This window comes from Streptomyces sp. NPDC030995 (genome assembly GCF_055571215.1).
On the sequence record NZ_JBVIFS010000003.1, the window covers coordinates 367,497 to 380,130 of the forward strand.

A 12,634-nucleotide genomic window follows, 5' to 3' on the forward strand; every position below is an offset into this window, starting at 1 on the left:
GGCGGTCCTTCGGCGGAGGGCAGGGGCGACCGGAGTCTATGCATGAGCGCTGACCTGGCAACAGGCTCGATTCGGACCCTGAGGGTCCGGCTGGGTCAGATCACCGGGTCGCGGTGCTCCGCGCAGTCGCGCAGGGCGATCTCCAGCTCCACGTACGACTGTTCCGCACGCCGGAAGGCCAGCGTCAGCGCCGCCTCCGCACGCGGCGGCACCTGCTCGCGGACGCCCTCGCGGGCCTCGTACAGGATGTCCGCCCAGCGGGCGGCCGCGCTGCGCAGCCGGGCCAGCAGGGCCTCGGCCTCGGCGGGCCCGGCGGGCCGGGTGCGGGGCAGTCCGCTCAGAGCGTCGACCAGCGCCTGGATTTCGGACATCGCGCTCCTCCCGCGCCGGAAGATCCACGATAGGCGGGCGGTGAGGGCCGAGGCGGCCGTTCACGCGACCGGTGCGGTCGACGGCTCCGGCGGATCGCCGTACGCCCCTCGTGGCGCGACGAACGGCGCCCGCGCGCGCCGGACGGTCGGACCGGCTCCTCCCGGGCGGACGGTTTCAGCCGGTGGCCTGACGCATCAGCAGGTCCCGCAACTCCCGCGCGTGCCTACGGCTGACCTGGAGCTCCGCCGCCCCGACCCGGACCGTGGTGGTGCCCGCGTCCATCCGCAGCTCGTCGATCCGGGCCAGCGACACCAGATGGCGGCGGTGGATCCGCACGAACCCGCGCGACGCCCAGCGCTCCTCCAGCGTGGACACGGGGATCCGGACCAGATGGCTGCCCTCGTCGGTGTGCAGGCGGGCGTAGTCGCCCTGCGCCTCGACGTAGGCGATGTCGGCGATCGCCACGAAGCGGGTGACGCCGCCCAGTTCGACGGCGATCTGCTCCGGGGCCCGGTCGGCGACCGCCACGGAGACCTCGGAGGCGGCCGGGCGCCGCGGCACCATCGCGGCCGGCCGGCCCGCGCCCGCGCCCGCATCCGTGGCCACCGGTGCCTCCGCGGGCCGGCCCAGCTGCGCGCAGGCCCGCCGGACGGCCTCGGCCAGCCGCTCCGGACGCACGGGCTTGAGCACGTAGTCCACGGCCTTGAGGTCGAAGGCCTGTACGGCGAAACCCTCGTGGGCGGTCACGAACACGATCAGCGGCGGCCGCGCGAACCCGGCCAGCAGCCGGGCGATGTCCAGACCGGTCAGCCCGGCCATGTGGATGTCCAGGAAGACCACGTCGATGCCGTCGGACCCGTCCGGGCCGGACTCCAGCGCCCGGGTGATCCGGCGCAGGGCCTCGGTGGCGTCCGAGGCGCCCTCCGCGCTGCGCACCCGGGGGTCCGAGCGCAGCAGGTAGAGGAGTTCCTCCAGGAGCGGCTTCTCGTCGTCGACGGCCAGTACGCGCAGCATGCGGCCGAGTCTAGATACCCGCGGCCCCGGGACGGAACGGGGCCGGACGGGCGGGACGGGGCGGACGGCCGGGACGGGCGGGACGGGCCGGACGGGGCGCGGCCCCCGCCCCGGGGGAGGTAGGGCAGGGGCCGCGCCGGCCGTGGTGGGGGGCGGGAGGGAAGGAGGGCTACTGGACGGTGATGAGCTTGCCGTCGGGGGAGACGGCGTACCACGTGCCGCCCACGCCCTGGCCGTTGATGTCACCGGGCTTCTTGTCACCGGCGAAGGTGTAGACGGGCCAGCAGTCGACGGTCTGCTGCTTCTTGCCGTCCGGGCGGTCCAGGACCAGGTAGTTGCGCTCGGTGATGCCCTTGGCGTTCGCCTTGTCCACCGGGGGGACGACCGGCCACTTGGTCAGGCAGTCACCGACGCACTTGGAGACCATCGGCCACGCGGTGTCCGGCTTGAACCGGTAGACGGTCATGCCCTTGCCGTCGACGATGTGGTCGCCCAGCTTGGGGTCCTTCGCCACCGACAGCGCCGCACCCGCCTCGGCCGCGGCGGGTGCGGCCGCGGCCGCCTTCGCGGCCTTCTTGCCGTCCGGGGCGAACGCGAACCACACCCCGCCGACGCCCTGGCCGTTGAAGTCGCCCGCCTTGGCGTCCTTGTTGAAGCGGTACGCGGGCCAGCCGGCCACCGTCAGCTGCTTCGTGCCGTCGCTGCGCACCACCTCGCCCAGCAGCGCCGGGTCCATGCCCGCCGCGGCGGTGGCGTCGCCCGCGGCGACCACCGGCCAGGTCTTCGCGCAGTCCCCATCGCAGTTCGACTTCGGCGGCTTGGCCGTGTCCTTGTCGAAGCGGTAGAGGGTGAGACCGGCGCCGTCGGTGAGGACCGGGCCGAGCTGCTCACTGGCGGCGGTCGCCAACTGCCCGGCGGGCTCGGCCCCCGAGTCGCCGTCGGCGGCCGGAGCCGGGGCCTGGGAGGCGGCTCCGGCCGGCGTGGTCGTGTCGGCGGCCTTGTCGTCCGACGGGCCGCAGGCCGTCGCCGCGAGGACGACGGCGATCGCGGCCGCGGCAAGGGTGGTTCCGCGCTTGATGCCCATCTTGATCTCTCCCACGTGTGGTGTTCGTCGCGTCCGCCGCCCTGGCGGCGTCAACTCTGCCCAGGACACGCCGTGGTGGGAGAGATCTGTTCACTTCGGACGGTGTGGGCTGTTTCACTCAGTCCGCATCGAACCCGGCGCGCCGCAGAGCCGTGGCCACAGCGAGGCCGAGAACCTGGTGTCCGCTGTCGTTGGGGTGCAGCCCGTCCGCCAGGTGCTCGGGACCGAGCAGGTCCCGGCCCGGGAGCAGGGCCAGCCGGTCGTCCCCGGCGGCGATCCGCTCCCGGGTGGCGCGCTCCATCGCGTCGCGCAGGGCGCCCAGGGTGGCGCCGAGCTTGTTCGGGGTGCGCTCGGCGTCGGGCCGCAGGACGGGCGAGACCAGCAGCAGCGGGGTCCGCGGGTGCCCCTGCCGGACCAGTTCGAGGAACGCGCGCGTGGTCTCGTACAGCAGGGGCGCCGAGAAGGGCACCCGGGACCAGCAGTTGGTGCCGAAGGCGAGCGTGAGGACGTCGGCGGGCAGGCCCGCGAGGTGTTCGGCGGTGGTGAGTTCGCCGCGTGCGGCGCCCGCGTAGCCGAGGTTGACGGTGTCCCAGCCGAGCGCCCGGCCGGTGACCGCGGGCCAGCCGTGCGCGGGGCGGGTGGACCACCAGCCCTCCGTGATGGAGTCGCCGTGCACCACCCACCGCGGGGCGGGCGGCCCCGGGGCGAGCGGGCCGCCGATCCCGCGCAGCGCGAGGACCAGCGGGGCCTGGGCCTCGGGCGGGTGGATGGTGAACGGGCCGGTGCCGCCGCCCAGGCCGATCCGTACGACGGCCTCCGCGGCCGGGTCGGTGAACACCTCGGTGACCACCCCGTGCCGGTCCCACAGCGCGAAGCCGTGGGCGAGGTCGCGCAGGGCGTCGGTGGGGCCGGGCACGGTCGCCCGGTAGCGGATCTCCACCGCCCGCGCGGTCTCGGTGGTGAACTCCAGGCGGACCCCGATGGGCAGGGTGGACCGCTCGCCGGTGTCCCACGGCAGCCGCATGGTGTCCGCCGGGTCGGCCCGCACCGGGCGCCCCTTGTCCAGCCAGGCGACCCCGCGCAGGAAGGGCAGCGGATCCTGCCACTGCGCATCGGTGCTGTAGGCGCTGTCGGCGCTCACTCTTCGCCTCCGATCGTCGGATACGGGAACTTCACGCCGACCCCGCCGTCCACCACCAGCGTCTGCCCCGTCACGTAAGAGGACAGCGGCGAAGCCAGGAAGTACAGGGCCGCCGCGATGTCCGCGGTCTCGGCGACCCGGCCCAGCGGGGCGTTCTGCGCGTTGCGACGCCGCCCCTCGGGACCCAGCAGGGCGGCGACCCGCGGGGTCCACACCACGCCCGGTGCCACCGCGTTCACTCGTACCCGGCGCGGGCCCAGTTCCACCGCCGCCGAGCGCACCAGTGCCATCAGGGCGGCTTTGGCGGCCCCGTACGCGGCGTGCAGCGGGGCCGCGGTCAGCCCGGAGACGGAGGCCACGAAGACCAGCGGGCCGCCACCGGCCGCGGCGACGGCCTCGCCGCCGTACTGGACGGCGAGCCAGGCGTGCCGCAGGACGACGTCGAAGTGCCAGTCCCAGCCGGCGTCGTCCAGCTCGGGCAGCCCCGCGTACCGGGCCATGCCGACGATGTCGACGACCCCGCCCACCGGGCCGCCGAGCAGCTTCGGCGCTTCCTCGAACAGGGTGCGCACGGGCGCGCGGCGGGTCACGTCGCAGCTGTACGGGACGCCCCCGGTCTCGGCGGCGACGGCCGCGGCCCGCTCCTCGTCGACGTCCACGCACAGCACCCGGGCGCCGGCGGCGGCGAGCGCGTGGGCGGTCTGCCGGCCGATGCCGTGGCCCGCGCCGAGGAGGACCAGGCCCCGGCCGTCGAGGCGGTGCAGGGCGGCGTAGTCGGGCACGGGGGAGGCGTCGAGGGGCTCGGCGGGGGAGTCGAGGGGCCCGGTGGGGGAGTCGACGGACTCTGCGGGGGAGTCGGCGGCCTCGGCCGGGGCGCTCACGGGGCGGCCGTCCCGGGCCGGTACCGGGCCAGTTCCGGAATGACCTCCTTGCCCAGGATCTCGATCGTCCGCAGGATCTCCTGGTGCTCCAGGTACCCCCACTGCACGTAGCAGATCAGCTGGTCCACGCCGAGGTCCGCGTACCGCTTGGCCTTGGCGACGATGGTCTCGGCGTCGCCGATCAGGATCATGTCCCCGTCGCTGAACTCCCGTACGGGAACGTCCCCTTGGAGGATCGGGTCCAGCAGCGGGAAGGCCCGCTCCCGCTCCTCGGCCGCCAGGTGCGGCAGTTCCCACTCCAGGGTGAAGCGCGCCAGGTTCGAGTACCACCAGGCCACCGAGTCCCACACCCGGGCGCTCGGCTGCGCGCGCGGCGCGGTCGCGTGGACGAGGGTGTACGCGCTGACCCGGTCCGTCGTGACGTCGGTGAGCGGCCGGGGCTCGCGGGCCGCCGCCCGGTACGCCGCCACCTGCCGGGCCATCGCCTCCAGCGGCTGCATGATCGAGAACGAGAGCAGCCCGAGGCCGGCGGCCCCGGCCACCTCCGCCGAGCCCGGGGAGGTGGCCGCCATCCAGGCGGGCGGGTGCGGATCCTGCACGGGCTTGGGGGTGACCATCCGGCGCGGGAAGCGGAACCGCTCGGAGGCGTACTCGAAGTACTCCTCCCGCCACATGCCGGTGACGATCCCGATCGCCTCGCGCCAGTCCTCGCGCGAGCGCTCCCGGTCCACCCCGAAGGCCGCCTGCTCCATGGGAGTGGAGCGTCCGGTGCCCCATTCCACCCGGCCCCCGGAGAGCACGTCCACGGTGGCCACCTTCTCCGCGATGCGCTGCGGCGGGGTGAAGCCGAAGGGGGTCAGGGTCACGCCGAAGCCGAGCCGGATCCTCCCCCAGACTTCGTCCGGGGGGACCCCCACGGTCAGCCCCGCGAGGTGGCCGAGCAGCACCTCGGGGGCCGGACAGTGGGAGCGGCCCTCGCGGAAGTGGTGCTCGACCGCCCAGACGGTGCGGAACCCCATCCGGTCGGCGAGCCTGATCTGCTCGACGGCCTCGCGGTAGGCGCGCTGCTCGGCGGTCCGCTGGCCGCGCGGATGGGCCCCGGGCCAGGGCCTCGGTACGTCGATCTCGTAGAGCACATCCAGATCCATGACGGCACGCTGCGGCAGATCTGACGAAGTGTCAAGAACGAGGGTTTTCGGCGGGCTGCGCAGCGATCGATCATCCGCACGCAACAAAGGACCATCTGGGACAGATCCGCGCAACGATCGTGCGTCAATGTGCAAGGATGGTGCATTACGGGCGGTATCACTCAGCTCGTAGGCTCACTCGCTGTACGTGGAGTGGCGCGGATCGCCTGCTCGGCGGTCCGCCATGCTCAGGCCCTTCCTTCGTCGGGCCCTGTCCTGCTCCGGACCGTCGCGGTCGACGCCTCATCCCCGACCTCCCCGATCCGCAGTGACAAGGAGTCCCCTCGTGCTCGACCACGGCCAGGCGCCGCCGCTCGCTTCCGAGTCCCGTAGGCCCCTCAACCCGCTGCTCCGCCGCAAGCCGGTGGAGCAGCTGGTCGCCGAGGGCGGCCAGGGTGAGGGCGGGGCGCTGAAGCGCTCGCTCACCATGTGGCAGCTGACCATGATCAGCATCGGCGCGACCCTGGGCACGGGCATCTTCGTCGTCCTCGGCGAAGCCACCCCGATCGCCGGCCCGGCCGTCTTCGTCGCGTTCATCCTCGCGGGCCTGACCGCGCTGTTCTCCGCGCTCTCCTACGCCGAGCTGGCGGGCTCCATACCCGTCTCGGGCTCCTCGTACTCGTACGCCTACGCCACCATGGGCGAGCTCGTAGCCTGGGTCTGCGGCTGGTGCCTGGTCCTGGAGTACGGCGTCTCGGTCGCGGCCGTCGCCGTCGGCTGGGGCCAGTACCTCAACGAGCTGCTCGACGGCACGCTCGGCCTCACGATTCCCGAGGGCTTCTCCGCCCCGCTGGGCGAGGGCGGCTACATCAACATGCCCGCTCTGGTCGTCGTCCTGCTCTGCATGGTGTTCCTGCTGCGCGGGTCCAAGGAGAGCGCCCGGATCAACTCGATCATGGTCGCCGTAAAGATCGTCACGCTGGTGCTCTTCTGCGTCATCGGCTTCATGGGCATCAAGGCCGGCAACTACACCCCTCTGGCCCCGCTCGGCGTCACCGCCATCGGCACCGCGGCCTCCATGCTCTTCTTCTCGTACATCGGTTTCGACGCCGCCTCCACCGCCGGTGAGGAAGCCAAGAACCCGAAGAGGGACCTGCCCCGCGCGATCATGCTCTCGCTGCTGATCGTCACTGCGCTGTACTGCCTGGTCGCCCTGGTCGCCGTCGGCGCCATGCCGTGGCAGGAGTTCGAGGGCAGCGAGGCAGCGCTGGCCCAGATCATGGAGAACGTCACCGGACACGCCTTCTGGAGCGTCATCCTCGCCGCCGGCGCGGTCGTCGCCATCGCCAGCGTCGTCTTCGCCGTGCTCTACGGCCAGACCCGCATCCTGTTCGCGATGTCCCGCGACGGCCTGATGCCGAAGGCCTTCGCCAAGGTCGACGCGAAGACCGGCACGCCGAAGGTCAACACGATCATCGTCTGCCTCTTCTGTGGTCTCCTCGCCGCGTTCATCCCGCTGGGTGAGCTGGCCAACGCCACCAGCATCGGCACGCTCTTCGCCTTCGGCCTGGTCAACGTGGCCGTCGTCATCCTGCGCTACACCCGCCCCGACATGAACCGCACCTTCAAGGTCGCCCTCTTCCCGGTCACCCCGATCCTGGGCTTCATCCTCTGCGCGGTCCTGATGGTGAGGCTGCCGATGGCGACCTGGCTGGTCTTCGGTGGCTGGATGGCGGTCGGGCTCGTGATCTACTTCTTCTACGGCATGCGCCGCTCCAGCCTGGCCACTGTGGCCGCCGTGACCGCCTTGGTCGCGGAGGCCGCTGAATAGAAGTGATCCACCCCCCGTGCGACTGAACGATCTCGACGAACGCATCGTGCACGCCCTCGCCGAGGACGCCCGCCGCTCCTACGCGGACATCGGCTCCGAGGTCGGGCTCTCCGCCCCCGCCGTGAAACGGCGCGTGGACCGGCTGCGCGCCGAAGGCGCCATCACCGGCTTCACCGTCCGCGTGGACCCCGCCGCCATGGGCTGGGAGACCGAGGGCTTCATCGAGATCTACTGTCGCCACAACACCTCGCCGGACGACATCCGGCGAGGACTGGAGCGCTACCCCGAGGTGGTGTCCGCGTCGACCGTCACCGGCGACGCGGACGCCCTCGTCCAGGTCTTCGCCTCCGACATGCGGCACTTCGAGCGGGTCCTGGAGCGCATCGCGGGCGAGCCCTTCGTGGAACGCACCAAGTCGGTCCTCGTCCTCTCCCCGCTGCTCCGCCGCTTCACCTCGGGAGCCCCGGCCTAGGGTTTCCGGTGGATCAGGTCCGGGCCGCGAGGCGCGCCGGGGCGAGGAGCTCGTGGCGCTCCTCCTCCGTCAGGCCGCCCCAGACGCCGAACCGCTCGCGGGTGCGCAGCGCGTGCTCCAGGCAGGCCGTCCGGACCGGGCAGCCCCCGCACACCCGCTTGGCGGCGGCGTCCCGCTCCTCCCGGTCCTCGCCCCGCTCACCGGCGGGATGGAAGAAGCGGCCGGACCCCAGGTCCCGGCAGGCGGCCCGGGACTGCCACTGCCAGAAGTGGTGCGCGGCGCCGGGCAGGTAGGAGACGTCGGTCATGGCAGTTCCTTTCCGTGGGTTGTCCCGCGTCTGACCGCTGGACGCCCCGTGAAACCCCGCCGTGGCCGGCAGCCTCCGGATCAGGCTCCCTGGGCCGGTGTGCGCAGGCCCAGGAAGACCGGGCTGCGGCGCAGGGTGAAGCCCATCGACTCGTAGAGCCGGACGGCGCCCGTGTTCGACGCCGCCGCGTGCAGGAACGGGCTGTCCCCGCGCTCGCGGACCGCCGCCGCGACCGCGCGTATCAGCCGGCCGGCCAGGCCCCGGCCGCGGTGGTCGGGGTGGGTGCACACCGCGCTGATCTCCGACCAGCCGCCCGGCCGCATCCGCTCCCCGGCCATCGCCACGAGCCGGCCTTCGCGGCGGATCCCGAGGTACGTGCCCAGCTCGACCGTCCGGTCCAGGAACGGGCCCGGCTTGGTCAGCTCGACCAGCTCCAGCATCTCCCGTACGTCACCGCGGCCCAGCGGGACCGCCTCCGGCGCGGCCTCGGCCCGTACCGCCCGGCCGTCCAGCTGCACGCCCGGCAGGGTCACCACGGTCTCCCACCCCGGCGGCGCGGTCAGCAGCCCCGTCACCCAGACCCCCTCCCCGGGCCCGGCCAGCGCGGCCAGATCCGCCCATGCCCGGGGATCCTCCGGATCGGCGAGCGCGGAGAAGGGGGCCGCGTCCTCGGCGTAGCGGCCGGCCAGGCCCGCGGGCCCGAACTCGGCGAATCCGCGATGGGGGCCGGTCAGCGCGGACCAGACCGGATTGTCGAGTACCTCGCTGCCGGACAGCGTTCCGGTCTCGGGGGACATGGGTGCGGGACTCCTTCCGAGGGTGGGCGCGACCGCCTTCTTGACGGCCCCGGGCGCCGCCACGAGACTGCGGGGGACGGCCATGACGGACAGAGCCCGCAGCGGGAAGCCTAACCACCGCGAGGCGGGAGGCCGAGGACAGGGCGGGGCGGGGCGGGGACGGGACGGGGGTGGGGAACCAGTGGACACGGCCTTGACGGCGGACGCGGGGACCCGGATCACCCGGAACACCCGTATCGCCAGGAGCACCCGTATCGCCCGGACCCCACGGCGCTGGTGGCTCACCCGGCGCCTGCACATCGACCTCCTGCGGGTGTGCAGCGCATTCGGCCCGCGCGGCTGACCCCTCTCACAGGCGAGTGACCCGGACCGGGCGCGCACCGCGTCGCCCGGGGCACCGTCCTGCCCAGGCCCCTCCGCGCAGCCCCAGGAGAGTCATGTCGCGCACCGTCCTGCCCCTGCCCCTGCCCCGCACCGGCCCGGCCCCCGCCCTGCGCGGCCGCATCGGGGCCGGGTTCTCCCCGGTCCCGCACCGCTACCACCTCTACCTCTCCGCAGGCTGTCCGCGCTCCCTGCGCGTGCGCGCCGCCCTCGCCCTGCTGGGCCTGGAGGGTTCCGTCACCGCCACCGTCCTCGGCGCGGACCCACAGGCGGACGGGTACAGCGCGCTGCGCCTGGCCTACGAGGCCACCGGCCACCACTTCGACGGCACGCTGACCGTCCCGGCGCTCGTCGACACCTGGAGCGGCCGCGTGGTCTCCGACCACACCCCCGACATCCTCGACGACCTGCGCTTCCTGGGCGCGCACCCGGCCTTCCACACGGGTCCCCAGGAGGAGCCGCCGGGGGTCCACCAGGGTCCGTAACGGTGCCCGCGCAACGAATCTCCGTACAGGCCGTCGAACACGCAACGAATCGATGCGCGGAGCGCAACGGTCACGGCTTGTCCGGGTCGAGTCCGCAAACGTACCGTTTTACGACCCCCACCCCACCCGTCACAGAGGACCGCCCATGCCCCCGCTGCGCACCGCCCTCCTCCAGAGCTCCGGAGTGCTCGGCGACACCGCCGAGAACCTCAAGGCGCTCGACGAGGCTGCGGCGCGCGCCGCACAGAGCGGGGCGGGGCTCCTCGTGACCTCGGAGATGTTCCTGACCGGCTACGCGCTGGACCTCCAGGACATCCCCGGCCTCGCCGAACCGGCCGACGGCCCGTCCGCCGTCGCCATCGGCGAGATCGCCCGCCGCCACGGGGTCGCCGTCCTCTACGGCTACCCCGAGCGGGCGGGCGAGGCGGGCGACGCGGGCACCGTGGTGTTCAACGCGGCGCAGCTGATCGGCCCCGACGGGGTCCGGCTCGCGAACTACCGCAAGACCCACCTCTTCGGCTGCTTCGAACAGGACGCCTTCACCCCCGGCGACACCCCCGTCGTCCAGGCGGACCTCGGCGGCCTCCGCATCGGCATCATGATCTGCTACGACGTGGAGTTCCCCGAGAACGTCCGGGCGCACGCGCTCGCCGGCACCGACCTCCTCCTGGTGCCGACCGCGCAGATGCACCCGTTCCAGTTCGTGGCCGAACAGCTCGTCCCCGTACGGGCCTTCGAGAACCAGATGTACATCGCGTACGTCAACCGCACCGGCCCGGAAGGCGAGTTCGAGTTCGTCGGACTCAGCTGCCTGGCGAGCCCCGACGGGGTCACCCGGACCCGGGCCGGCCGCGGCGAGGAGCTGGTGTTCGGCGAGGCCGACCCCGAGCTGCTGGCGGCATCCCGCGAGACCAATCCCTACCTGCGCGATCGCCGCCCCGGGCTCTACGCCTCCCTCGTCTAAGCCCTCTTCTTTCCCCAGCTCTGCCGCAAGGCCGCAAGGAGACGTACCCCCATGACGTCCACGGTGCCCACCACCGCCGTTCCGCACAGCGACGGACAGCCGCCGATCACCATGTTCGGCCCGGACTTCCCGTACGCGTACGACGACTTCCTGGCCCACCCGGCGGGCCTGGGCCAGATACCCGCGACCGAGCTCGGCACCGAGGTCGCCATCATCGGCGGCGGTCTGTCCGGCATCATCTCGGCGTACGAGCTGATGAAGATGGGCCTCAAGCCCGTCGTCTACGAAGCCGACCAGATCGGCGGCCGGCTGCGCACCGTCGGCTTCGAGGGCGCCGGCACCGAGGAGCTGACCGCGGAGATGGGCGCCATGCGCTTCCCGCCGTCCTCCACGGCCCTCCAGCACTACATCGACCTCGTCGGCCTGGTCACGGAGCCCTTCCCGAACCCGCTGGCCGAGGCCACCCCCTCGACGGTCGTGGACCTCAAGGGCGAGACCCACTACGCCGAGACCATCGCCGACCTCCCGCAGGTCTACCGCGACGTCGCCGCCGCGTGGAACGCCTGCCTGGACGAGGGCGCCGACTTCTCCGACATGAACACCGCGATGCGCGAGCGGGACGTCCCGCGCATCCGCGAGATCTGGGCGAAGCTCGTCGAGAAGCTCGACGACGAGACCTTCTACGGGTTCCTCTGCAAGTCCGAGGCCTTCCAGTCCTTCCGCAAGCGCGAGATCTTCGGGCAGGTCGGCTTCGGCACGGGCGGCTGGGACACCGACTTCCCGAACTCCATCCTGGAGATCCTGCGCGTCGTCTACACCGAGGCCGACGACCACCACCGCGGCATCGTGGGCGGCTCGCAGCAGCTCCCGCTGCGCCTGTGGGAGCGCGAGCCCGAGAAGATCGTCCACTGGGCCCAGGGCACGTCCCTCTCCTCCCTCCACGACGGCACCCCGCGCCCGGCGGTGACCCGTCTGCACCGCACGGCCGGCAACCGCATCACGGTCACGGACGCCGCCGGCGACATCCGTACCTACCGCGCCGCGATCTTCACCGCCCAGTCCTGGATGCTCCTGTCCAAGATCGAGTGCGACGACACGCTGTTCCCGATCGACCACTGGACGGCGATCGAGCGCACCCACTACATGGAGTCCAGCAAGCTCTTCATCCCCGTCGACCGGCCGTTCTGGCTCGACAAGGACGAGGAGACGGGCCGCGACGTCATGTCGATGACCCTCACGGACCGCATGACCCGCGGCACGTACCTGCTGGACAACGGCCCGGACAAGCCCGCCGTGATCTGCCTCTCGTACACGTGGTGCGACGACAGCCTGAAGTGGCTGCCGCTGTCCGCGAACGAGCGGATGGAGGTCATGCTGAAGTCCCTCGGCGAGATCTACCCGAAGGTCGACATCCGCCGCCACATCATCGGCAACCCGGTGACCGTGTCCTGGGAGAACGAGCCCTACTTCATGGGCGCGTTCAAGGCCAACCTCCCCGGCCACTACCGCTACCAGCGCCGCCTGTTCACCCACTTCATGCAGGACCGCCTCCCCGAGGACAAGCGCGGCATCTTCCTCGCGGGCGACGACATCTCCTGGACGGCCGGCTGGGCCGAGGGCGCGGTCCAGACCGCCCTGAACGCCGTCTGGGGCGTCATGCACCACCTCGGCGGCTCCACGGACGCCACCAACCCGGGCCCGGGCGACGCCTACGACGACATCGCCCCGGTCGAACTCCCCGAGGACTAGTCCCCAGGGTCCCCAGGTTCCCCAGGCCA

Annotated in this window: 14 protein-coding genes; 6 read left to right on the forward strand and 8 right to left on the reverse strand. The window is 72.7% G+C overall.

The features are described 5' to 3' along the window. Nucleotides 1-95: 95 nt before the first annotated feature. From ACZ45T_RS07970 to ACZ45T_RS07995, 6 genes are all read right to left on the reverse strand, one after another. On the reverse strand, nt 96-371 hold the full coding sequence (locus tag ACZ45T_RS07970) for a hypothetical protein (protein ID WP_468438561.1): 276 nt from the start codon (nt 369-371) through the stop codon (nt 96-98). A 175-nt stretch (nt 372-546) separates the two neighbouring features. Beyond that, complete coding sequence (locus ACZ45T_RS07975; RefSeq protein ID WP_468438563.1) at nt 547-1,386, reverse strand: LytR/AlgR family response regulator transcription factor; 840 nt, start codon at nt 1,384-1,386, stop codon at nt 547-549. A 169-nt stretch (nt 1,387-1,555) separates the two neighbouring features. Continuing rightward, nucleotides 1,556-2,470: an SCO0930 family lipoprotein gene (locus ACZ45T_RS07980; RefSeq protein ID WP_468438750.1), complete on the reverse strand. Its 915-nt coding sequence runs from the start codon at nt 2,468-2,470 to the stop codon at nt 1,556-1,558. A 118-nt stretch (nt 2,471-2,588) separates the two neighbouring features. Continuing rightward, nucleotides 2,589-3,611 (reverse strand): GDSL-type esterase/lipase family protein, encoded by a 1,023-nt coding sequence (locus ACZ45T_RS07985; RefSeq protein WP_468438565.1) that lies wholly within the window; start codon nt 3,609-3,611, stop codon nt 2,589-2,591. Continuing rightward, nucleotides 3,608-4,492: an SDR family NAD(P)-dependent oxidoreductase gene (locus tag ACZ45T_RS07990; RefSeq protein ID WP_468438567.1), complete on the reverse strand. Its 885-nt coding sequence runs from the start codon at nt 4,490-4,492 to the stop codon at nt 3,608-3,610. Before ACZ45T_RS07990 ends, ACZ45T_RS07985 begins: the two co-directional genes overlap by 4 nt. Continuing rightward, nucleotides 4,489-5,640, reverse strand: coding sequence for an LLM class flavin-dependent oxidoreductase (locus tag ACZ45T_RS07995; protein ID WP_468438569.1), 1,152 nt, complete (start codon nt 5,638-5,640; stop codon nt 4,489-4,491). The genes ACZ45T_RS07990 and ACZ45T_RS07995 overlap by 4 nt, the downstream gene beginning before the upstream one ends. A 325-nt stretch (nt 5,641-5,965) precedes the next feature. Between ACZ45T_RS07995 and ACZ45T_RS08000 the strand changes: the two genes are divergently transcribed. Continuing rightward, on the forward strand, nt 5,966-7,450 hold the full coding sequence (locus tag ACZ45T_RS08000) for an amino acid permease (protein WP_468438571.1): 1,485 nt from the start codon (nt 5,966-5,968) through the stop codon (nt 7,448-7,450). Between the two features lie 16 nt (nt 7,451-7,466). After that, a complete protein-coding gene (locus tag ACZ45T_RS08005; protein WP_007262967.1) occupies nt 7,467-7,922 on the forward strand; it encodes an Lrp/AsnC family transcriptional regulator in 456 nt (151 codons plus the stop codon). A gap of 13 nt (nt 7,923-7,935) precedes the next feature. On the opposite strand, the gene ACZ45T_RS08010 is transcribed toward ACZ45T_RS08005, so the two are convergent. Further along, the gene (locus tag ACZ45T_RS08010; RefSeq protein ID WP_468438573.1) at nt 7,936-8,229 is read right to left on the reverse strand and encodes a WhiB family transcriptional regulator; all 294 of its coding nucleotides are present in this window, start codon (nt 8,227-8,229) and stop codon (nt 7,936-7,938) included. A gap of 80 nt (nt 8,230-8,309) precedes the next feature. Beyond that, the gene (locus ACZ45T_RS08015) at nt 8,310-9,026 is read right to left on the reverse strand and encodes a GNAT family N-acetyltransferase (RefSeq protein ID WP_468438575.1); all 717 of its coding nucleotides are present in this window, start codon (nt 9,024-9,026) and stop codon (nt 8,310-8,312) included. Between the two features lie 181 nt (nt 9,027-9,207). On the opposite strand from ACZ45T_RS08015, the gene ACZ45T_RS08020 reads away from it, so the two are divergent. The 4 genes from ACZ45T_RS08020 to ACZ45T_RS08035 all read left to right on the forward strand — a co-directional run bounded on the left by ACZ45T_RS08020 (nt 9,208) and on the right by ACZ45T_RS08035 (nt 12,605). After that, a complete protein-coding gene (locus ACZ45T_RS08020) occupies nt 9,208-9,369 on the forward strand; it encodes a hypothetical protein (protein WP_468438577.1) in 162 nt (53 codons plus the stop codon). Between the two features lie 94 nt (nt 9,370-9,463). Beyond that, a complete protein-coding gene (locus ACZ45T_RS08025; protein WP_468438579.1) occupies nt 9,464-9,892 on the forward strand; it encodes a hypothetical protein in 429 nt (142 codons plus the stop codon). A gap of 145 nt (nt 9,893-10,037) precedes the next feature. Then, entirely contained in the window at nt 10,038-10,856 is an 819-nt protein-coding gene (locus tag ACZ45T_RS08030) for a carbon-nitrogen hydrolase family protein (protein WP_468438581.1), read from the forward strand. 51 nt (nt 10,857-10,907) lie between these two features. Continuing rightward, complete coding sequence (locus tag ACZ45T_RS08035; protein ID WP_468438583.1) at nt 10,908-12,605, forward strand: flavin monoamine oxidase family protein; 1,698 nt, start codon at nt 10,908-10,910, stop codon at nt 12,603-12,605. The last annotated feature ends 29 nt before the right edge of the window (nt 12,606-12,634 follow it).